Source organism: Actinobacillus succinogenes 130Z (assembly GCF_000017245.1).
Lineage (GTDB): Bacteria > Pseudomonadota > Gammaproteobacteria > Enterobacterales > Pasteurellaceae > Exercitatus > Exercitatus succinogenes.
Map to the genome: position 1 here is coordinate 307,399 of NC_009655.1, position 22,684 is coordinate 330,082.

Annotated in this window: 16 protein-coding genes, 2 tRNA genes and 3 rRNA genes; 5 read left to right on the forward strand and 16 right to left on the reverse strand. The window is 45.3% G+C overall.

The annotated features are described in order from the left end of the window. Positions 1 to 48 precede the first annotated feature (48 nt). On the forward strand, positions 49 to 1,506 hold the full coding sequence (locus ASUC_RS01425; RefSeq protein ID WP_011978928.1) for an FGGY-family carbohydrate kinase: 1,458 nt from the start codon (positions 49 to 51) through the stop codon (positions 1,504 to 1,506). A 117-nt stretch (positions 1,507 to 1,623) separates the two neighbouring features. Here the strand turns inward: ASUC_RS01425 and ASUC_RS01430 are convergent, their stop codons facing one another. The 16 genes from ASUC_RS01430 to ASUC_RS01505 all read right to left on the reverse strand — a co-directional run bounded on the left by ASUC_RS01430 (position 1,624) and on the right by ASUC_RS01505 (position 19,060). Further along, a complete protein-coding gene (locus ASUC_RS01430; protein WP_011978929.1) occupies positions 1,624 to 2,610 on the reverse strand; it encodes a bile acid:sodium symporter family protein in 987 nt (328 codons plus the stop codon). A gap of 353 nt (positions 2,611 to 2,963) precedes the next feature. Further along, positions 2,964 to 3,869, reverse strand: a complete 906-nt coding sequence (locus ASUC_RS01435) for a mechanosensitive ion channel family protein (protein WP_011978930.1) — start codon at positions 3,867 to 3,869, stop codon at positions 2,964 to 2,966. A gap of 91 nt (positions 3,870 to 3,960) precedes the next feature. Next, complete coding sequence (locus ASUC_RS01440) at positions 3,961 to 4,905, reverse strand: alpha/beta fold hydrolase (protein WP_011978931.1); 945 nt, start codon at positions 4,903 to 4,905, stop codon at positions 3,961 to 3,963. A gap of 68 nt (positions 4,906 to 4,973) precedes the next feature. Next, positions 4,974 to 6,086 (reverse strand): aspartate-semialdehyde dehydrogenase, encoded by a 1,113-nt coding sequence (gene asd / locus ASUC_RS01445; protein WP_011978932.1) that lies wholly within the window; start codon positions 6,084 to 6,086, stop codon positions 4,974 to 4,976. Positions 6,087 to 6,307: 221 nt separating this feature from the next. Continuing rightward, positions 6,308 to 7,492 carry an elongation factor Tu gene (gene tuf, locus ASUC_RS01450; protein WP_011978750.1) on the reverse strand — a complete coding sequence of 395 codons (1,185 nt, stop codon included), beginning with the start codon at positions 7,490 to 7,492 and terminating at the stop codon, positions 6,308 to 6,310. A 69-nt stretch (positions 7,493 to 7,561) separates the two neighbouring features. Further along, positions 7,562 to 9,664, reverse strand: coding sequence for an elongation factor G (gene fusA, locus ASUC_RS01455; protein ID WP_011978933.1), 2,103 nt, complete (start codon positions 9,662 to 9,664; stop codon positions 7,562 to 7,564). 98 nt (positions 9,665 to 9,762) lie between these two features. Next, entirely contained in the window at positions 9,763 to 10,233 is a 471-nt protein-coding gene (rpsG, locus tag ASUC_RS01460; protein ID WP_011978934.1) for a 30S ribosomal protein S7, read from the reverse strand. Positions 10,234 to 10,340: 107 nt separating this feature from the next. After that, positions 10,341 to 10,715, reverse strand: coding sequence for a 30S ribosomal protein S12 (rpsL, locus tag ASUC_RS01465; RefSeq protein ID WP_034616415.1), 375 nt, complete (start codon positions 10,713 to 10,715; stop codon positions 10,341 to 10,343). Positions 10,716 to 10,849: 134 nt separating this feature from the next. Further along, positions 10,850 to 11,509: a TfoX/Sxy family DNA transformation protein gene (locus tag ASUC_RS01470; protein ID WP_011978936.1), complete on the reverse strand. Its 660-nt coding sequence runs from the start codon at positions 11,507 to 11,509 to the stop codon at positions 10,850 to 10,852. Between the two features lie 244 nt (positions 11,510 to 11,753). After that, positions 11,754 to 11,869, reverse strand: a 5S ribosomal RNA gene (rrf, locus tag ASUC_RS01475). Between the two features lie 102 nt (positions 11,870 to 11,971). Beyond that, a 23S ribosomal RNA gene (locus ASUC_RS01480) occupies positions 11,972 to 14,970 on the reverse strand. A gap of 292 nt (positions 14,971 to 15,262) precedes the next feature. Next, a tRNA-Ala gene (locus tag ASUC_RS01485) sits at positions 15,263 to 15,338 on the reverse strand. Positions 15,339 to 15,408: 70 nt separating this feature from the next. Then, a tRNA-Ile gene (locus ASUC_RS01490) sits at positions 15,409 to 15,485 on the reverse strand. Between the two features lie 82 nt (positions 15,486 to 15,567). Next, positions 15,568 to 17,110: ribosomal RNA gene (locus ASUC_RS01495) — 16S ribosomal RNA — on the reverse strand. Together the 16S, 23S and 5S rRNA genes with 2 tRNA genes alongside form the textbook arrangement of a ribosomal RNA operon. 352 nt (positions 17,111 to 17,462) lie before the next feature. After that, positions 17,463 to 17,555 (reverse strand): methionine/alanine import family NSS transporter small subunit, encoded by a 93-nt coding sequence (locus ASUC_RS11065; RefSeq protein ID WP_041834591.1) that lies wholly within the window; start codon positions 17,553 to 17,555, stop codon positions 17,463 to 17,465. Beyond that, positions 17,555 to 19,060, reverse strand: coding sequence for a sodium-dependent transporter (locus ASUC_RS01505; protein ID WP_011978937.1), 1,506 nt, complete (start codon positions 19,058 to 19,060; stop codon positions 17,555 to 17,557). Before ASUC_RS01505 ends, ASUC_RS11065 begins: the two co-directional genes overlap by 1 nt. Positions 19,061 to 19,276: 216 nt before the next feature. On the opposite strand from ASUC_RS01505, the gene ASUC_RS01510 reads away from it, so the two are divergent. The 4 genes from ASUC_RS01510 (at position 19,277) to manZ (ending at position 22,684) form a co-directional block, all read left to right on the forward strand. After that, positions 19,277 to 19,831 carry an RBBP9/YdeN family alpha/beta hydrolase gene (locus ASUC_RS01510; RefSeq protein ID WP_011978938.1) on the forward strand — a complete coding sequence of 185 codons (555 nt, stop codon included), beginning with the start codon at positions 19,277 to 19,279 and terminating at the stop codon, positions 19,829 to 19,831. Between the two features lie 227 nt (positions 19,832 to 20,058). After that, positions 20,059 to 21,030 carry a mannose/fructose/sorbose PTS transporter subunit IIA gene (locus tag ASUC_RS01515; protein WP_011978939.1) on the forward strand — a complete coding sequence of 324 codons (972 nt, stop codon included), beginning with the start codon at positions 20,059 to 20,061 and terminating at the stop codon, positions 21,028 to 21,030. A gap of 14 nt (positions 21,031 to 21,044) precedes the next feature. Beyond that, complete coding sequence (locus ASUC_RS01520; RefSeq protein WP_011978940.1) at positions 21,045 to 21,842, forward strand: PTS mannose/fructose/sorbose transporter subunit IIC; 798 nt, start codon at positions 21,045 to 21,047, stop codon at positions 21,840 to 21,842. Positions 21,843 to 21,856: 14 nt separating this feature from the next. Continuing rightward, a complete protein-coding gene (manZ, locus tag ASUC_RS01525; protein ID WP_011978941.1) occupies positions 21,857 to 22,684 on the forward strand; it encodes a PTS mannose transporter subunit IID in 828 nt (275 codons plus the stop codon).

The following is a 22,684-nucleotide window of genomic DNA, read 5'->3' on the forward strand; positions in this document are numbered from 1 at the left end:
AATCTCTAGTTTTTTTGACCGCACTTTTATTCACAAAAGGATAAGATCATGAATTACTACCTTGGCATAGATTGCGGCGGTACCTTTGTCAAAGCCGCTTTATTTGATGAAACCGGCAACTTACAGGGTATCGCCCGCGAAAACGTACCGGTGATGAGCGATAAAGCCGGTTACGCGGAACGGGATATGCCGCAGCTTTGGCAAGTGTGCGCTGACGTAGTACGCCAAACTATTGCCGAGAGTAATATTTCGCCCGATTTTATCAAGGGGGTCGGTATTTCGGCGCAAGGCAAGGGCGCATTTTTATTAGATAAGAATAAAAAACCTTTAGGTCGCGCGATTTTATCTTCCGATCAACGTTCGTTAGACATTGTCAAACAATGGCAACAAAAAGGCATTCCCGAAAAACTCTATCCGCTGACCCGCCAAACCTTATGGACGGGACATCCTGTTTCTATTTTGCGTTGGCTAAAAGAAAACGAACCCGACCGTTACGCCCGTATCGGTTCGGTACTGATGTCCCACGATTATCTTCGTTTTTGCCTAACCGGCGAGCTGCATTGCGAAGAAACCAATATTTCAGAATCCAATCTCTACAATATGGAAAAAGGGAGATATGACCCGGTTTTAGCGGATTTATTAGGTTTGGAAGGCATAATTGAAAAATTACCGCCGGTAATCCGGTCCGATCAAATCGCCGGCTATGTGACGCAACAAGCCGCCGAGCTGACCGGTTTGAAGGCGGGCACTGCAGTGGCGGGCGGATTATTCGATGTGGTATCCACCGCGCTGTGCGCCGGTTTGGAAGACGAAACCAAACTGAACACGGTTTTCGGTACCTGGTGTGTGGTGAGCGGCATTACCGATCACATCGCGGCCAATCAATCGCTGCCCTTCGTTTACGGTCGTTATGCGGAAAAAAACAAATTTATCGTACACGAAGCCAGTCCGACGTCAGCCGGTAATTTAGAATGGTTCGTCAAACAATGGAATCTGGATTACGGACAAATTAACGAAGAAATCGCCGCACTGCCGCCCGCCGCCAGTTCCGTCTTATTCGTACCGTTTTTATACGGTTCCAATGCCGGTTTGGGCATGCAGGCAGGATTTTACGGTATTCAATCTCATCACAAACAGGCGCATTTGTTGCAAGCCGTTTATGAAGGCGTTTTGTTCAGCTTGATGTATCATCTGGACAGAATCTTACAACGCTTCCCTCACACCAATGTATTACGGGTGACGGGCGGTTCCGCCAAATCGGCGGTTTGGATGCAAATGCTGGCGGATTTCACCGGCATGACCTTGGAAATACCCAAAGTGGAAGAAACCGGCTGTCTCGGTGCGGCAGCGATTGCCATGCAGTCATCCGGCGTTACGCTGAACTTCAGCAAAGTTCTGAATAAAGGCATGACCGTAGTTCAACCGAATCCGGATAATTATGCCGCTTATCAGCAAAAATATCGGCGTTATGTGAAATTCACTACGGCGTTAAAAGCGATGTTGTGAAAAAGAAATGATTTTAAATTGATCTATGGTAAAAGTGCGGTCAATTTTCACGGTGTTTTTCATGTAAAAAAACGCTTGGAATTTTGACCGCACTTTGAAAAGAAATGATCATTCAGATTAGCTTTCCGCGACGGAATGAACGGTAGAAACAGGTTTTCCCTGTTTTTTGTCCAGCCATAAATAGAAGTTTGCCAAAACCGTACCGGAAATGGAATGCCATACGCAGGACACGGCGCAGGCAATAGCGGATTCCGCACTGGTCGGGAAAAATTTAGAACTTAATCCCGTCGCCAAACCGGCATTTTGGACGCCCACTTCAATAGATAACGTGCGTTTTTTAGCGGTATTCATGCCGAATAATTTACCGGCCGAATAACCCAGTACATAACCGATAGCGTTGTGGCAGGCGATACAAACAAAAATAATTAAGCCTGACTCCAGGAATTTCGAACCATGAACCGCAACCACGCCACCAACAATACAGGCAAACCCAATTACGGCAACGCCCGGCATAGTAGCTTGTACGTCATGAAACCATTTTCTTTTATGAAAGAAAATGTTAAACGCTGAACCGAGTCCCACCGGTAAAATAGTCACTAACAACATAAACTTGAACATTGCCCAACCGTCCATATCAATACTTTCGCCTACAAGGTAACTGATCAATATCGGCGTCATGACCGGCGCAATAATCGTGGAAACAGTGGTCATACCCACGGAAAAAGCGACATCGCCTTTACATAAAAGGCTCATAATATTGGAAGATACACCGCCGGGACAACATCCCACCAACACTAAACCCAAAGTTAAACCGGGCGATAAGTTGAACACGTTGGCAATAGTAATCGCAATAAACGGCATAATGGTATATTGCGCAATTGAGCCGACAAATATATCAAAAGGGCGTTGCGCAAGAATTTTGTAATCGTTGGCGCCGAGTGTCATTCCCATAGAAAGCATAATAACGCCCAAAACCAATACTTGCGCATCACCTTTTACCCAGGTGAAAAGCTCGGGCGCATAGAATGTAATGCAGGCGGTGAGAATAATAAAAAGAGCGGTAAATTTTGTAAGATAATGGCTTATCTGTTTAAGTGCGCGCATAGCGGATTCCTTCAGGTTAAATCGGATAGACTAAATATTGCGCTAAATCAGAATAATGTCAATATATAAAATAAGGTTAATATCCAGTTATAAGAATAAAATCAGATTTTATAAATATTTCGTGCTAAAAAATACTCTATCGTTAGATTTTTAATCCTAAATACTTTATTTTTGCAGGGTTAAATTTCATAAAAGACAGGTTAAATTTGTTTTTAAAAAACTGATAAAAATATTAAATAAAAAGAAATTCTCCTTATCTCAAACGTCTTCGAACGAAAATAAAGGTCTGGTAACAGGCCAGACCTTTATTTTTAACGTAATGATTTCTACCAATAACGTTGTAAACAAAAAGATTATTTCATTGAAATCGTCGTATTTTCCGGTAAATGTAAGTCCATTTGCGCAAACGGAATCTCAATACCGGCTTTGTCGAATTCCAGCTTAATTTGTTCCGTCACATCAAAATGCACGCCCCAATAGTCCGGCGTATTCACCCAAGGACGGACAAATAACTGCACACTGCTTGCCGCCAACGCGCCGACGGCAATGGTCGGCGCCGGCGTTTTCAGTACGCGCGGATCCTCGTCCAACACGCGCGCAACAATAGCTTTAGCAGCGGCAATATCCGCGTCATAAGCAATATCAAAAATGAAATCGATACGGCGGGTTTTGTTGGCAGAATTATTCACTATACTGTCGCTGAAAACCTTACCGTTCGGAATTAATACGGTTTTGTTGTCTGCGGTACGCAGTTCCAACACCAATAGCCCCATTTGCTCTACGGTTCCCGTCATACCGCCGGTTTCGATTAAATCGCCTTTACGAAACGGTTTAAATACCAACAACATTACACCGGCCGCAAAATTTTGCAGCGAATTTTGTAACGCTAAGCCCACAGCCAAACCTGCCGCACCGATTAAAGCGACCAGCGAACTGGTATTAATTCCCAGTTGCGACAATGCCGCAATCACCACGATTAACAGCAACAGAAAATAACTGATGGATGATACAAAACTTTGTAGCATTTCATCTTTACTGGACGCTAACGCCGCCTTGCCTAACAACTTACTGATGAACCGTGCAATCCATTTACCCACCACATAAATAGCAAGTGCTAATAAAATTTTGGTGCCGTATGGAATAATCCAATCGTACAGCAAAGTATCCATATTCATAGAACTTACGGTATCAATCATCTTACTTGCCTGTTCCTGCACATTGATAGCCGGAACGGCTTCCTGGGCTTGTTCTGCCGCCATTTGAGTTTCCTTCTGATAAAAAAATTGAATGTCGCCAATGCACCGCATTAACGTGTTTATTATGACAATCACAGAGTGTAAAAGTGCCTGCTCAATTTAACGGATTATCCATAAATGTCCAGATTTTCTGTAAAGCGTTTTCCCGCACATCATCTTTTTCAAACAGAATTTCATGCTTCGCCAGCGGGATTCGCTCCAATTTGCCTTGCCGCAAAAGTGCGGTCAGATTTTCGAGATTTTTATTCGCTACGATCTTTTCCCGCTCCGATTGTAAAATCAGCACGGGAATGTCGATTTTCGGCAAAATCTGCGGTAAACGCCGGATTGCTTGCAGGCATAAATGTACCCAACGAAAAGTCGGCCCGCCCAGTCCCAATTCGGGATGTTTACGATTTACCCGGTTCATCCATTTCATCCGCGTCGCACAACTGCTTAAATCATTTACAGAAACATTTACCGGTCTATACGGTTTCTTACCGAATACGTAACGCTCTCCTTGTCCGAACAACAGCATCAGGCCGATGATCGCTTGATCCCGAATCGGGCGCTTTAACGGCATGCCGAAAAACGGTGCGCAGAATACAGCATTGCTGATATGATGGTCATAATCCGCTAAATAATAGGCGGAAATCAAGCCCCCCATGGAATGGGCCAGAATATGTTGGGTTTGATAAGAAAAAAGTGCGGTATTTTTTTCAATAATTTTTGCCATATCCGCCGCATAAAAGCGAAATTCGTCCAGATAACCTTTCTGTTTATCCCGCAACAAACGTTGTGAAAATCCTTGCCCGCGGTGATCGAACGCCAGCACGTCGTAACCGCGGTGATAAAAATCATAAGCGACTTCCGTCCATTTCAGTAAATTTTCCGCCCGTCCGTTTACCAAAATCACCAGTTTACGATGCGTCTGATGATGAAAATGACGATACGCTACACGACAGTGGTTTTGTCCGTCAATATATTGAACGGGAAACTGTTCCGCAAAGGGAAGCAGTCGGCTCAGTGCGAATTTGCCGAAATGAGGTTCTCGATACATAGATTTTCTTTCTTATTTAAAAGAAGTGAAAAGAAAAAGTGCGGTTAAATTGACCGCACTTTTTCTCTTTAAGCCACTAACTGTTTCAAAATTCGGCGTACGGGTTCCGCCGCACCCCACAATAACTGGTCACCCACGGTGAATGCCGCCAAATATTCCGGACCCATCGCCAGTTTGCGTAAACGCCCTACCGGTATGCTTAATGTGCCGGTTACTTTTGCCGGCGTCAATTCGCGCAATGTGGCTTCTTTGTCGTTCGGAATCACTTTCACCCACTCGTTATGAGAAGCCAGAATCTGTTCGATTTCTTCTAACGGAATATCTTTTTTCAGTTTGATAGTAAACGCCTGACTATGACAACGTAATGCACCGATGCGCACACATAAGCCGTCCACCGGAATCGGATTATCGCTTAATCCTAAAATTTTGTTGGTTTCCGCATAGCCTTTCCATTCTTCTTTAGTTTGACCGCTCGGTAATAATTTATCGATCCAAGGAATCAGGCTACCCGCTAACGCCGTACCGAAGTTATCCGTCGGGAAACTGTCCGCACGCATTTCGGCCGTGACTTTGCGTTCAATATCTAAAATAGATGACGCCGGATTAGCTAACTCCGCACTCACGGATTTTTCCAATAACCCCATCTGAGATACAAGTTCGCGCATATTTTTGGCACCGGCACCCGAAGCCGCCTGATAAGTCGCCACAGAAATCCATTCCACCAAATCGCGTTCGAATAGACCGCCTAATGCCATTAACATTAAACTGACGGTACAATTGCCGCCCACGAAAGTTTTCACGCCGTTTTTTAAACCGTCGGAAATAACATGCTGGTTAACCGGATCCAGAACGATAATGGAATCTTTTTCCATACGCAATGCGGATGCTGCATCCACCCAATAACCGTCCCAACCGGTAGCTTTCAGTTTAGGATAAACTTCGTTGGTGTAATCACCGCCCTGACAGGTGACGATAATATCCAGTTTTTTCAATTCTTCGATATCAAAGGCGTCTTTCAACGTACCGGCTTCTTTACCGCCGAATACCGGCGCCTGTTGCCCTGCTTGCGAAGTTGTGAAAAAAATCGGATTAAGGTTTGCAAAATCCCGCTCCTGCTGCATACGATCCATTAACACGGAACCGACCATGCCACGCCATCCGATAAAACCAACATTTTTCATATTTTATTCCTTATGATTAAGATTATGTTTGTGTAAGAATAATTAATTACAAGATAGACGGGATAAAATCAAGCTTTTTTATAAAAAAAGCCAATTTATTAGTTGCACGCTAAAAAATAGGCAGATTATATAAATTTGTATTGGATATAATTAGATAAAATCTAGCTCATATAAAAAGGGCACCCTAAGGTACCCTTTTTGAATGTCTGATGACAAACCTATTATTTGATGACGCTCGCTACCACGCCGGCGCCTACCGTACGGCCGCCTTCACGGATTGCGAAACGTAAACCCTGGTCCATCGCAATCGGATGGATTAAGCTTACCGTCATTTTTACGTTATCGCCAGGCATAACCATTTCTACGCCTTCCGGTAATTCGATTGTACCCGTTACGTCAGTCGTACGGAAATAGAACTGCGGACGGTAACCTTTGAAGAACGGAGTATGACGACCGCCTTCTTCTTTTGACAATACGTACACTTCCGATACGAAGTCTGTGTGCGGTGTGATTGAACCCGGTTTCGCCAATACTTGACCGCGTTCGATTTCTTCACGTTTGGTACCGCGTAATAACGCACCGATGTTTTCACCCGCACGACCTTCGTCCAGTAATTTACGGAACATTTCAACTCCGGTTACGGTAGTTTTCGTCGTATCTTTGATACCGACGATTTCTACTTCGTCACCGGTACGGATGATGCCGCGTTCTACACGACCGGTGACTACCGTACCACGGCCTGAGATTGAGAATACGTCTTCAATCGGTAATAAGAACGGTTGGTCAATCGCACGTTCAGGTTCCGGAATATAGCTATCCAGAGCGTTCGCCAATTCAAGAATTTTTTCTTCCCATTCCGCTTCGCCTTCCAACGCTTTTAATGCGGAACCACGAATGATTGGCGTGTCATCGCCCGGGAAATCATATTGGGTCAGAAGTTCGCGAACTTCCATTTCAACTAATTCCAATAATTCTTCGTCATCCACCATGTCGCATTTGTTTAAGAATACGATGATGTACGGTACGCCTACCTGGCGACCTAATAAGATGTGCTCACGGGTTTGCGGCATAGGACCGTCTGTTGCCGCTACCACTAAGATTGCGCCGTCCATTTGTGCCGCACCGGTGATCATGTTTTTCACATAGTCCGCGTGTCCCGGGCAGTCAACGTGAGCATAGTGACGGGTCGGCGTATCGTATTCAACGTGTGATGTGTTGATGGTGATACCACGCGCTTTTTCTTCCGGCGCGTTATCGATTTGGTCGAATGCGCGAGCCGCACCGCCGTAGTGTTTGGATAATACTGTGGTGATTGCTGCTGTTAAAGTTGTTTTACCGTGGTCAACGTGGCCGATTGTACCCACGTTTACGTGCGGTTTTGTACGTTCAAATTTTTCTTTAGACACTTTTCAGTTTCCTTTTGTTATTCCCCAAAAGTGCGGTGCAAATTTGGGGCGTTTTAGTTAAAAATAAAATTATTTGCGACGTGCTTCAATGATTGCATCTGCAACATTTTTCGGTGCTTCAGAATATTTCAATGGTTCCATTGAGTATGAGGCACGACCTTGAGTTTGAGAACGTAAGTCCGTCGCATAACCGAACATTTCTGATAATGGAACTTCAGCATTAATTTTAACTGCAAAATCAGTTGCCTCTTGGCCACTCACCATTGCACGACGACGACTTAAGTCACCGATTACGTCACCTACATATTCAGGCGGAGTTTCTACTTCAACTTTCATAATAGGTTCAAGTAATACCGGGTTTGCTTTAGCAAATGCTGCTTTAAACGCAATTGATGCTGCTAATTTAAACGCTAACTCAGATGAGTCCACATCATGGTATGAACCGAAGTGTAAACGCACACCTAAATCCACAACAGGATAACCCGCTAACGGACCGGATTTAAGTTGTTCTTGAATGCCTTTGTCAACTGCAGGAATATATTCACCAGGAATAACGACGCCTTTAATTTCATTGACAAATTCATAGCCAGGACCTTCCGGATCCAATGGATATAAATCAATAACAACATGACCGTATTGACCGCGGCCACCAGATTGTTTTGCATGTTTACCTTCAATATCGTTTACACGAGTGCGAATTGTTTCACGATAAGACACTTGAGGTTTACCGATATTTGCCTCCACTTTGAATTCACGTTTCATACGGTCAACGATGATATCCAAGTGTAACTCACCCATACCGGAAATGATCGTTTCACCGGATTCTTCATCCGTATGAACACGGAATGAAGGGTCTTCTTGTGCTAAACGACCTAAAGCAATACCCATTTTTTCTTGGTCAGCTTTAGTTTTCGGCTCAACAGCAACAGAAATAACCGGCTCAGGGAATTCCATACGCTCAAGGATAATCGGTGCATTTTGATCACATAATGTGTCGCCGGTACCGACATCTTTCAATCCGATTGCGGCTGCAATATCACCAGCACGAACTTCTTTGATTTCTTCGCGCTTATTTGCGTGCATTTGAACAATACGACCAAAACGTTCGCGTTTTTGTTTTACTGAGTTATAAACTGTCGCTCCAGATTCAACAATACCTGAATATACCCGGAAGAATGTTAAATTGCCTACAAACGGATCCGTTGCGATTTTGAACGCTAACGCTGCAAACGGTTCATCATCATTAGCATGACGTTCGCCTTCAGTTTCATCCTCATTGATACCTTTAATCGCAGGAATATCAGTCGGAGATGGTAAATATTCAACAACGGCATCAAGCATGGCTTGAACACCTTTATTTTTGAAAGCGGAACCACAAGTTACCAGAATAATTTCAGTTGCTAATACACGTTGACGTAATGCACCTTTAATTTCTTCTTCTGTTAAATCTTCACCGCCGAGGTATTTCTCCATTAACTCTTCGGAAGATTCAGCTGCAGCTTCAATTAAATTGTTATGCCATTCTTCACAAATATCAACCATATCCGCAGGGATATCATCATAATTGAATGTCATCCCTTGATCTTCTTCATTCCAGTTGATCGCTTTCATTTTAACCAAATCAACTACGCCTTTAAAGTTATCTTCAGCGCCAATAGGTAATTGAAGAGGAACTGCATTTGCACCTAAGCGTGTTTTTAATTGTTCAACGACACGTAAGAAGTTAGCCCCGGTACGGTCCATTTTATTTACGAACGCAATACGTGGTACATGGTATTTATTAGCCTGACGCCATACGGTTTCAGATTGAGGTTGAACACCACCAACTGCACAATAAACCATTACCGCACCATCAAGAACACGCATTGAGCGTTCTACTTCGATAGTAAAGTCTACGTGTCCCGGAGTATCGATAACATTGATACGGTGTTGTGGGAATTGTTGTGACATACCAGACCAGAATGCTGTTGTTGCAGCAGAAGTAATGGTAATACCACGTTCTTGTTCTTGCTCCATCCAGTCCATCGTCGCCGCACCATCGTGCACTTCGCCGATTTTATGGCTTACGCCTGTATAGAACAAGATACGCTCTGTAGTTGTTGTTTTACCCGCATCAATATGCGCACTGATACCAATATTACGATATCTTTCAATAGGGGTTGTACGAGCCATTATTATTACCTTGTTTGGGTTTTATATTGAAATTCTTTATATGGGTAAGGCTTCATCGCAAAAATGAGATGAAGCCCTTTATTAAAATTGCTAACTGATTACCAACGGAAGTGAGCGAATGCTTTGTTCGCTTCTGCCATACGATGAACATCTTCACGTTTTTTAACAGCTGCGCCTTTATTGTCAACTGCATCAGATAATTCATTTGCTAAACGTAAAGCCATTGATTTATCACCACGTTTACGTGCAGCTTCAACAATCCAACGCATACCTAACGCATTACGGCGAGTCGGACGCACTTCAACAGGCACTTGGTATGTAGAACCACCAACACGGCGGGATTTAACCTCAACTGTTGGGCGAACATTCTCTAAGGCAATTTCAAACGATTCTAAAGCATCTTTACCTGTACGCTGAGCTAAAGTTTCTAATGCGTTATAAACGATTGATTCGGCGATAGATTTTTTACCATCTACCATTAAAACATTAATAAATTTTGCAAGTAATTCTGAACCGAATTTCGGATCTGGAAGAATTTTGCGAGGTTCAATACGACGACGACGTGGCATTGTAAGTTTCTCCGATATTTATTCAGGATAATCCAAAACTACAGATAACTGGAGTTTAGATGTAAATTTTAAAATTTAGACGTTTGGCCTTACTTAACGGAGAACCATTAAGCTTTAGGGCGTTTAACGCCATATTTAGAACGTGCTTGTTTACGGTCTTTAACGCCTGCACAGTCAAGCGCTCCACGCACAGTGTGATAACGCACACCTGGTAAATCTTTAACACGACCACCACGGATAAGAACAACGCTGTGTTCTTGAAGGTTGTGCCCCTCGCCGCCAATATAAGAAGTTACTTCGTAACCATTTGTTAAACGAATACGACATACTTTACGTAATGCAGAGTTCGGTTTTTTAGGTGTAGTAGTGTATACACGAGTACACACGCCACGTTTCTGCGGACAAGCCTCTAATGCAGGAACGTTGCTTTTTACAACCTTTTTCACACGCGGTTTGCGTACTAATTGGTTGATAGTTGCCATTAAATTAAGCTCCAGTTTTAATAAAATTCTAAAAGAATGAGTGTTACTTAACATCTACCATCGAAAAGATAGACGGTGAATTCTAAACATTAATACACAACCTGTCAAGATTTAACCGTCTATAGTTTTCATCTTCAATTAATTTTTATTGCTCTTAATCCTTCTTTAGTAAGCGCCTCATTAAGTTTTACGCCAATCTCTTCTTTTTCTTTATCCGTTAACAACAGAACATTGCGATTTTGTAATGCACAAACAAATTTCCATAACACATTAATAGAAAGTAACATCCCTGATTTAATTAATTCGACATAAGCTCCTATAGCTCCTTTTTCACGAAACTCACTTACTGTAAATATGCCTATTTTAGCCAACATTCGTTCGTGCTTTACTGTTAAATTCGATAAATATTTAATAGATGATTCTTTAATTAATTTAATATCTCTTTTTTGGTCTTTAGCTTGTTTAATAGACAATTTGACAAGTCTCTTATAGAGAATCTCATCATTTTGGATACTATCCGATATATGATAATATTTTGGACCAGTCTTCATATTACTTCTTGGGATATATGCCCACGGATAAGAACCATAGGCTAATAACTCATTAGCTAAATCACCGTCAGCTTTCAGATACAACTCTTGTTTTTGATAAATTGCAAACATCGTTCCATCATAAAAAATTCCGTGTCCAATAAATAAAGGTTTTGAAATCACGTTACTATTTAATAAACGACGTAGCAATTCGAGAATTACAGCTGTGTTTTCTGCTTGTTTGTTTTCTACTTGTTGTTTCATAAATAATGGCTCCTTCTATTTATACTTAACATGATCTAGAAGAAGTTTTATCTGAAAAATTATTATCTGCCAATAGATAAAATTAAATTTTGGAATCTACATCACAAAAATATAACCTAGTTGGCTTAAATTTATACACTCTGAGCAACATCACATTCCCACCTGCAATCACACATCTCCTTTTACATTACCCTAAAAACCCAAAAACCCCGGCTCATTTCTGAACCGGGGTTTCTTTATCGCTACCTGGCGGTGCCCTACTCTCACATGGGAATATCCCACACTACCATCGGCATTACGGCGTTTCACTTCTGAGTTCGGCATGGGGTCAGGTGGGACCACCGCACTGTCGCCGCCAAGATAATTCTGTTGTTCTCCGCTTATCCGCAACGCCTCTACCTCTCGATAGCCCGCGCCGCTTCCTTTAAAATTCGAAACAAGCCGAAAACATTTGAGCGTTGTATAGTTAAGCCTCTCGGGCAATTAGTATGGGTTAGCTCAACGTCTCGCAACGCTTACACATCCCACCTATCTACGTCGTCGTCTACAACAACCCTTACAGACCTAAAGTCTGGGAGAACTCATCTTAAGGCAAGTTTCGTGCTTAGATGCTTTCAGCACTTATCTCTCCCGCATGTAGCTACCCGGCAATGCGTCTGGCGACACAACCGGAACACCAGGGATGCGTCCACTCCGGTCCTCTCGTACTAGGAGCAGCCCCTTTCAATTCTCCTGCGCCCACGGCAGATAGGGACCGAACTGTCTCACGACGTTCTAAACCCAGCTCGCGTACCACTTTAAATGGCGAACAGCCATACCCTTGGGACCTACTTCAGCCCCAGGATGTGATGAGCCGACATCGAGGTGCCAAACACCGCCGTCGATATGAACTCTTGGGCGGTATCAGCCTGTTATCCCCGGAGTACCTTTTATCCGTTGAGCGATGGCCCTTCCATTCAGAACCACCGGATCACTATGACCTGCTTTCGCACCTGCTCGACTTGTCCGTCTCGCAGTTAAGCTTGCTTTTACCATTGCGCTAACCTGACGATGTCCGACCGTCATTAGCAAACCTTCGTGCTCCTCCGTTACTCTTTGGGAGGAGACCGCCCCAGTCAAACTACCCACCAGACACTGTCCGAGAGCGTGTTTTCACTCCTCGTTAGAACATCAAACGTTAAAGGGTGGTATTTCAAGAATGGCTCCACTGTCACTGGCGTGACCGCTTCAATGCCTCCCACCTATCCTACACATCAAAATTCAAGGTTCAGTGTCAAGCTATAGTAAAGGTTCACGGGGTCTTTCCGTCTAGCCGCGGGTACACCGCATCTTCACGGCGATTTCAATTTCACTGAGTCTCGGGTGGAGACAGCCTGGCCATCATTATGCCATTCGTGCAGGTCGGAACTTACCCGACAAGGAATTTCGCTACCTTAGGACCGTTATAGTTACGGCCGCCGTTTACCGGGGCTTCGATCAGGTGCTTCTCTTGCGATTACACCATCAATTAACCTTCCGGCACCGGGCAGGCATCACACCCTATACTTCCACTTTCGTGTTTGCAGAGTGCTGTGTTTTTAATAAACAGTTGCAGCCAGCGGGTCACTTCGACCGGTTCAACCTTCAAGAGTCTATCTCTACAATTTATCCCGGCGCACCTTCTCCCGAAGTTACGGTGCTATTTTGCCTAGTTCCTTCACCCGAGTTCTCTCAAGCGCCTGAGTATTCTCTACCTGACCACCTGTGTCGGTTTATAGTACGGTTCAGATAAACCTGAAGCTTAGCGGCTTTTCCTGGAAGCATGGTATCGGTTACTTCGGCTCCTTAGAGCCTCGTCATCACTTCTCGGTGTTATTAAAGAGTCCGGATTTGCCTAAACTCTCCACCTACCGGCTTAAACAGACATCCAACCGTCTGATAACCTAACCTTCTCCGTCCCCGCATCGCAGTTTATCCAAGTACGGGAATATTAACCCGTTTCCCATCGACTACGCTTTTCAGCCTCGCCTTAGGGGCCGACTCACCCTGCCCCGATTAACGTTGGACAGGAACCCTTGGTCTTCCGGCGAACGGGTTTTTCACCCGTTTTATCGTTACTTATGTCAGCATTCGCACTTGTGATACGTCCAGCAAGCCTCTCGACTCACCTTCTTCCGCTTACACAACGCTCCCCTACCCAACAATGTCTCCATTGATGCCGCAGCTTCGGTGACTAGTTTTAGCCCCGTTACATCTTCCGCGCAGGCCGACTCGACTAGTGAGCTATTACGCTTTCTTTAAATGATGGCTGCTTCTAAGCCAACATCCTAGCTGTCTAAGCCTTCCCACTTCGTTTCCCACTTAACTAGTACTTCGGGACCTTAGCTGGCGGTCTGGGTTGTTTCCCTCTCCACGACGGACGTTAGCACCCGCCGTGTGTCTCCTGAGTATCACTCTTCGGTATTCGCAGTTTGCATCGGGTTGGTAATCCGGGATGGACCCCTAGCCGAAACAGTGCTCTACCCCCGAAGGTGTCCGCTCAAGGCTCTACCTAAATAGATTTCGGGGAGAACCAGCTATCTCCCGGTTTGATTGGCCTTTCACCCCCAGCCACAGGTCATCCGCTAATTTTTCAACATTAGTCGGTTCGGTCCTCCAGTTAGTGTTACCCAACCTTCAACCTGCCCATGGCTAGATCACCGGGTTTCGGGTCTATACCTTGCAACTCCACGCCCAGTTAAGACTCGGTTTCCCTTCGGCTCCCCTATGCGGTTAACCTCGCTACAAAATATAAGTCGCTGACCCATTATACAAAAGGTACGCAGTCACCCCATCACTTAATCCCACTGCTTCTTTTGAAGGTTTGACTCGCTTCGCTCGTCTTACCATCATTAACGTGCGGTTAATTTCCATCACTTTCCAATTGGATTAAGTGATGGGGCTCCCACTGCTTGTACGTACAGGGTTTCAGGTTCTCTTTCACTCCCCTCGCCGGGGTTCTTTTCGCCTTTCCCTCACGGTACTGGTTCACTATCGGTCAATCAGGAGTATTTAGCCTTGGAGGATGGGCCCCCCTTCTTCAGACAGGATTCCTCGTGTCCCGCCCTACTTCTCGTCAGCTCAGTACCACCGCTCAGACTTCGAGTACGGGGCTGTCACCCTCTGTCGCTTGGCTTCCCAGCCAATTCCTCTGTCTATGCCGCTATCACTGACCGGCTGCTCCGCTTTCGCTCGCCGCTACTCACGGAATCTCGGTTGATTTCTTTTCCTCGGGGTACTTAGATGTTTCAGTTCTCCCGGTTCGCCTTTCATTACTATGGATTCATAATGAAATGATGGATTCTTCATCCATCGGGTTTCCCCATTCGGACATCTCGGATTAAACGCCTCTTATCGGCTCATCCGAGCTTTTCGCAGATTAGCACGTCCTTCTTCGCCTCTGATTGCCAAGGCATCCGCCCTGTACGCTTAGTCGCTTAACTATACAACCTCAAATGTTCTCTTTACTGTCTTTTGCAAGAAAGTGCCTTCAATTTGAAGTCGGTTTTTTAAACTAAACACTTGACTGCTTTTGTTCAGTCAAGATTTTTACTACTCAGACTTTCTTTCGAAAATCTCTTCAGTTTTTCAGCTTGTTTCCAATTTTTTAAAGAACAACGATTATGTCTTTCGACTATCATCATGACTAAATAAACAAAGTACGTCCAAATGCCGTCGAGCCTTCTTTTATAAGGCTGTCTTTATTTAACGCTTTATTTACTTAGTCATGATGATTGGTGGAGATAAGCGGGATCGAACCGCTGACCTCCTGCGTGCAAGGCAGGCGCTCTCCCAGCTGAGCTATATCCCCGTTATCACAACTACGCTTGTCATTTACCCTTTCGCTTTTCACTCATCATTCGGCTTGCCACTCGTATGAGTGGTGGGTCTGAGTGGACTTGAACCACCGACCTCACCCTTATCAGGGGTGCGCTCTAACCACCTGAGCTACAGACCCAAAAGGACGTCGCGTTAATACACGTTCGCTTTGCTTTCTTCTATCAAACAATCTGTGTGAACACCGGTAATCCGTTCTTTAGTAAGGAGGTGATCCAACCGCAGGTTCCCCTACGGTTACCTTGTTACGACTTCACCCCAGTCATGAATCATACCGTGGTAAACGCCCCCCTTTCGGTTAAGCTATCTACTTCTGGTACAACCCACTCCCATGGTGTGACGGGCGGTGTGTACAAGGCCCGGGAACGTATTCACCGCGACATGCTGATTCGCGATTACTAGCGATTCCGACTTCATGGAGTCGAGTTGCAGACTCCAATCCGGACTACGACGCACTTTCTGAGATTCACTCCCCCTCGCAGGCTCGTTTCCCTCTGTATACGCCATTGTAGCACGTGTGTAGCCCTACTCGTAAGGGCCATGATGACTTGACGTCATCCCCACCTTCCTCCGGTTTATCACCGGCAGTCTCCTTTGAGTTCCCATCTCTACATGCTGGCAACAAAGGATAAGGGTTGCGCTCGTTGCGGGACTTAACCCAACATTTCACAACACGAGCTGACGACAGCCATGCAGCACCTGTCTCTCAGTTCCCGAAGGCACTCCGATATCTCTACCGGATTCTGAGGATGTCAAGAGTAGGTAAGGTTCTTCGCGTTGCATCGAATTAAACCACATGCTCCACCGCTTGTGCGGGCCCCCGTCAATTCATTTGAGTTTTAACCTTGCGGCCGTACTCCCCAGGCGGTCGATTTATCACGTTAGCTTCGGGCACCAGGCTTATCGCCCAATCCCCAAATCGACAGCGTTTACAGCGTGGACTACCAGGGTATCTAATCCTGTTTGCTCCCCACGCTTTCGCACATGAGCGTCAGTACGTTCCCAAGGGGCTGCCTTCGCCTTCGGTATTCCTCCACATCTCTACGCATTTCACCGCTACACGTGGAATTCTACCCCTCCCTAAAGTACTCTAGCTACCCAGTCTGAAATGCAGTTCCCAGGTTAAGCCCGGGGATTTCACATCTCACTTAAATAGCCGCCTGCGTGCCCTTTACGCCCAGTTATTCCGATTAACGCTCGCACCCTCCGTATTACCGCGGCTGCTGGCACGGAGTTAGCCGGTGCTTCTTCTGTGGCTAACGTCAATCGAATAAGCTGTTAACTTATTCGCCTTCCTCACCACCGAAAGAACTTTACAACCCGAAGGCCTTCTTCATTCACGCGGCATGGCTGCGTCAGGGTTGCCCCCATTGCGCAATATTCCCCACTGCTGCCTCCCGTAGGAGTCTGGACCGTGTCTCAGTTCCAGTGTGGCTGGTCATCCTCTCAGACCAGCTAGAGATCGTCGGCTTGGTAGGCCTTTACCCCACCAACTACCTAATCCCACTTGGGCTCATCTTATGGCGGGCGGTCCGAAAATCCCACCCTTTAGTCCTTAGACATTACGCGGTATTAGCGACAGTTTCCCGTCGTTATCCCCCTCCATAAGCCAGATCCCCAAGCATTACTCACCCGTCCGCCACTCGTCAGCATGGAAAGCAAGCTTTCCACCCGTTACCGTTCGACTTGCATGTGTTAAGCCTGCCGCCAGCGTTCAATCTGAGCCATGATCAAACTCTTCAGTTCAAAAAGTTTTTTCGCTCAATATACTGACATTCATTAATGTATTAACTTCGGTCAGCACCTTAAGTCTTCATTTATTTTTTCTAAACGAATCTTTCCGGTGCCCACACAGATTGTCTGATAAATTGTTAAAGAGCAAAAAACAACGACGCACCGCTTGATTTGACTTCTTCACAACGGCGCGTCGTTGTGTGGGGCGTATTATAGGGCTTTTAGAATCCTTTGCAAGGGGTTTTTAGCAAAAAGTTCAAAATATTTTTCGTTCGTTTACAAATTAGTCAAAACCGTTAAAAATTCTGCAAAAATTGACCGCACTTTGTGCAATCACAAAAGTGCGGTCGGTTTTCGCTTTCTTTTACTCTTTCGGCATCTTAATAATTGAAATGGTTAATCCGCCCCAAATGATAGCAAGCGCCACCACCATCATTATGATTGCACTGGTATTCATCACCGTTCCTCCTTATATTCTGTTACTACTTCATTTTTCCATTTTAAACGGGAAAGCAAGAAGGCCACCACGAGCAACGTTATCGCCATGCCCCAGCCGAAGATATTAATAAACCAATCAGGATATCCTTCATAGCCTTCCGTAAAGACTTTTGCTCCCTCGCTGAACAACATAAAAGCGAGAATCCCGGTTGTTACCACAATACATAAACGCCAAACGAACCCCACTTTAAAAGACGATGTTTCGTTGATGTGCTGACCGAGTACACCGAGTTTTTCATCCGCCACAATAACCATCAATGAAACGAATGCTACCGCAACAATACCGAAATAGTTCACAAACTTATCCATTACATCTAGCATCGGTAAACCTGTAGTCGAGCCGAATAAAATTACGGAAACCATCATCATCGGCAACCCCACCAGGAAAGTGACTTTCGAGCGACGAAGGCGTAATTTATCCTGTACGGCGGAAATAATCACTTCAATAACGGAAATGAATGACGTTAATGCCGCAAAAGTTAACGAACCGAAGAATAACACGCCGATAACTTCACCGAACGGTGCTTCGTTAATAATGGTCGGAAAAGCAAAAAAGGCTAAACCGATCCCCCCCTTCGCTACTTCGCTCACTTCCTGTCCGTGTGCCGAGGCCATAAAACCGAGCGCGGCAAATACACCGATTCCCGCCAACAGTTCAAAGCTGGAATTAGCAAAACCTACCACTAAACCGGTGCCGGTTAAATCAGATTCTTTCTTTAAATATGAAGCGTAAGTAATCATAATTCCGAAACAAATAGATAACGAGAAGAAAATTTGCCCGTACGCCGCGATCCAAACACTCGGATCGGACAATTTATCCCAATCCGGCGTAAACAGAGCATTTAGTCCTTTTGTCGCGCCCGGCAGGAAAAGAGAAGATGCCACAAGCAAAATGAACATCACCACTAATACAGGCATAATAATGTTGGCGGATTTCGAAATCCCTTTTTGAACGCCTAAAGCCAACACGCCCAAGGCGGCCAACCAAACCGCAATCAGCGGCCCGATAACAATGCCCACAAACTCGAAGCTCACACCTTGATTAATATCGCCGACTTTTAAATATTCGCTGACAAAAAACTGAACGGGATCATTGCCCCATGCACCGGTAAAGGAAAAATAGGTATAAGTCGCCGCCCAACCGAGAACCACCGCATAATACAAACCGATAATGACATTCACCATCACTTGCCACCAGCCGAAAGTTTCAAAATGTTTATTGAAGCGGCGGTAAGACAACGGCGCACCTCCGCGATGACGGTGTCCGATAGCGTAATCCAAGAATAAAAGCGGAATACCGGCAGTTAATAACGCCACAATATAAGGAATAATAAATGCGCCGCCACCGTTTTCATAAGTCGTATAAGGGAAACGCCAAATGTTTCCCAACCCGACGGCGGAGCCGATTGCCGCCATAATAAAAGCGCGACGCCCGGAAAATGTTTCACGTGTAGAATTCGACATTCTGACACCCCTTTGTTGTTATAAGTAAAGATTAAGTCAAGATATTGAATAAGAAAATATAAAGGAAAAATCCGATCAGTCAATAAAAAACTGGTCAGCAAAAAGGTTTAAGCTCGACTGTTACGCGGAAATTCCGCATAAAACTCGACGTCCGTCGCATCACGCCGTTCTGAGCATACTATGCTAAAATAGCTTTATTTCACATCGGAAGACATCATGCAAAAACGCGTTTTCATCACTCACGGTTACACGGCAAACTCGCAAAAACATTGGTTTCCCTGGCTAAAAGTGCGGTTAGAAAATGAAGGATTTTCCGTGACGGTTTTCGATATGCCAGATGCCGATAAACCGAATCCCACCGCTTGGCTGACACACCATCGGACTCATATTCCTCAGCTGTATCCACAGGATATTTTTATCGGACACAGTTTGGGTTGCATTGCTACGTTACACTTTCTCGCACAGCAAGCGCAGCCTGTGAGCGGATTAATTTTAGTGGCGGGATTTGATCAATCGCTACCGAATCTGCCCGAACTGAACGCTTTCGCTGCACAAAAACCGGATTATAATGCGCTTATTCGGCATATCCCGCAACGTACCGTTATCGCCTCGCTGGACGATGATATCGTGAATCCCGCTTTCAGCGAACAACTGGCCGTAAATCTGCAAGCAAAATACGTCACTATGCAAGGTTACAAGCATTTCACTGATCGCCAGGGTGTCACTCAATTATCTTTCGTTTATGAAGAAATTATGGCATTTGCCGAATAAAAGCGCGGTCGAAAACCGGCATGTTTTTTCAGAAAAAAATGGTTAAAATTCCGACCGCACTTTTTTCTACTCCTTTTGTGTGATCAAGATCATATTTTAAGCAAAAAAAATTTGACTATTTTTACTTGCCGTTTAGACTTGCCGGAATCAGCAACCGTTTGCATTATTATTTGACGAAGTGCTGAAACGTGACAATTATAAATTTTAATTACAAACGGAGATCTGAAATGACTCATCTTATCGTTGCGACACACGGTAAATTTTCAGAAGAAATCGTAAACTCTGCAGCAATGGTTTTCGGTGAAGATGAAAATACCCATGTTGTCACATTCTTACCTGGCGAAGGCGGTGACGACTTAGTTGCAAAATACAACGTAATCATCGAGACTTTGCCTGAAAACGAACCTGTCTTGTTTATGGTGGACTTATTCGGCGGCAGCCCTTATAACGCCGCAGCCCGCATCGCCACCAACCGTGAAAATACCGATATCGTCACCGGTATCAGCCTGCCGATGTTACTGGAAACATTGGATGCCAAAGACAGCGCGTCTTTAGACGAATTGGTCGAAACGGCAAAAGAAGTCGGTATGCTAGCGGTGAAATCCTTCCGTAATCCGGAACCGAAAGCCGGGCCTGCGGTAAAAGCAGAAGAAAAACCGGCAGCACCGGTTCCGTCCGAACCGCGCGATCCGAATTTAAAAGGCAATATGAACATCTCATTGCTACGCATCGACAGCCGTTTAATCCACGGACAAGTCATGACTTCTTGGGCTAAAGCCGTAAAATGCGAGGCAATCTTCGCTATCAACGACGGAGTGGCAAAAGATGATATTCGTCGCGAATTACTGCTTCAAATCGTCCCGTCTCATTTGAAAGGTTATGTCATTACAGTTGAGAAAGCCATCAAAGTATGGCACAACCCGAAATATGCCGGCAAAAACATCATTTGGTTGGTCACCAATCCGGCAGATATTGTGCGCTTAATCGAAGGCGGTGTGAAAATCAACTCGGTCAACGTAGGCGGTATGACTTATCGAGAAGGTGACAAACTGATTTCACAAGCAGTTGCCGTAAACAAAGACGACGTGGCGGCATTCAAAAAATTATTGGAACTCGGCGTGGATATGTCGCTTCAGCAGGTCGCCGCGAACCGTAAAGAACCGCTCACTCAAGAAAAACTTGATGCAATTCAATTCTGATTCAGGAAAACATTATGACTACATTAGAAATTATTTTAGTAACCCTCGTCGCCGCTGTTTGCGGTATGGGTTCCGTACTTGATGAACGTCAAACCCACCGTCCGTTAGTTGCCTGTACCTTAATCGGTTTGGTATTAGGCGACTTACAATCCGGCATAATTGTCGGCGGTATGCTGGAAATGTTGGCGTTAGGCTGGATGAATGTCGGTGCGGCAATGGCACCGGACGCCGCGTTAGCCTCCGTTATCGCCGCCATTCTGGTCATCAAAGGCGGTCAGGATAAAGCAACCGCTATCGCAGTGGCCATTCCGGTTGCGGCGGCAGGTCAGGTATTAACTATCTTCGTGCGTACTTTAACCATTTTCCTGCAACACAAAGCCGATGATTATGCGGAACAAGCCAACTTCCGCGGCATTGAGTTTTGTCACTTTGCCGGTCTGAGTTTACAGGCGTTACGCGTTGCCATTCCGACATTCTTCGTCGCATTGGTTGCCGGTACGGACACCGTAACCGAAGCGTTAAACGCCATCCCTGAAGTAGTCACCCGCGGTTTACAAATCGCCGGCGGATTTATCGTAGTTGTCGGTTACGCCATGGTTATCAATATGATGCGTGCCGGTGCGTTAATGCCGTTCTTCTTCATGGGCTTCGTTATCGCCTCTTTCTCGAACTACAACTTAGTCGGTTTGGGGTTCTTGGGGGCGTGTTTAGCCTTAATCTACATCCAATTAAATCCGCAATTTAACCAATCCGCAGGACAAGTCGGCAATGCCAAACGCGAACTTGCGGACGACGAACTTGAAGGTCTATAAGAAGGAATACGAAAATGTCTGAGAAAAAACAATTAACTGCGCGCGATATTCGCTCAACTTACTGGCGTTCAACATTCCTTTTAGGTTCTTTCAACTTTGAACGTATGCAATCCATGGGTTTTTGCGTATCCATGATCCCGGCGATCAAACGTCTTTACAGTGATAAAGAAGATCAAGCCGCCGCTTTAAAGCGCCACTTGGAATTCTTCAATACCCAACCTTGGATCGGTTCCGCCATCATGGGCGTAACGGCGGCTATGGAACAGGAACGCGCCAACGGTGCGGATATCGACGACGCCGCAATCAGCGGGGTAAAAGTCGGTCTTATGGGGCCGTTAGCCGGTGTGGGCGACCCGATTTTCTGGGGAACCTTACGTCCGGTGTTAGCCGCATTGGGCGCCGGTCTTGCTATCAGCGGCAGCATTCTCGGTCCGCTTCTGTTTTTTATCGGTATCAATATTTTCCGTGCGTTAACTCGTTGGTACGGCTTTAAATACGGTTATACCAAAGGGACGGAAATCGTGTCCGATATGAGCGGCGGTCGTTTACAGAAAGTGACTCAAGGGGCATCCATTCTCGGTCTGTTCGTGATGGGCTCGCTGGTGTCGAAATGGACGAGCATTAATATCCCGCTTGAACTTTCACGCTATAAAAACGCCATAGGAGAAGAGGTGGTCACCACGGTTCAAAGCGTGTTAGACGAGCTACTCCCTGGTTTGGCGGCATTATTACTGACCTTCGTCTGTATGTGGTTGTTACGCAAAAAAGTCAACGCTATGTACATCATCTTCGCTTTATTCGGTGTGGGAATTTTAGGCTACTGGTTAGGTATTTTGGCCTAA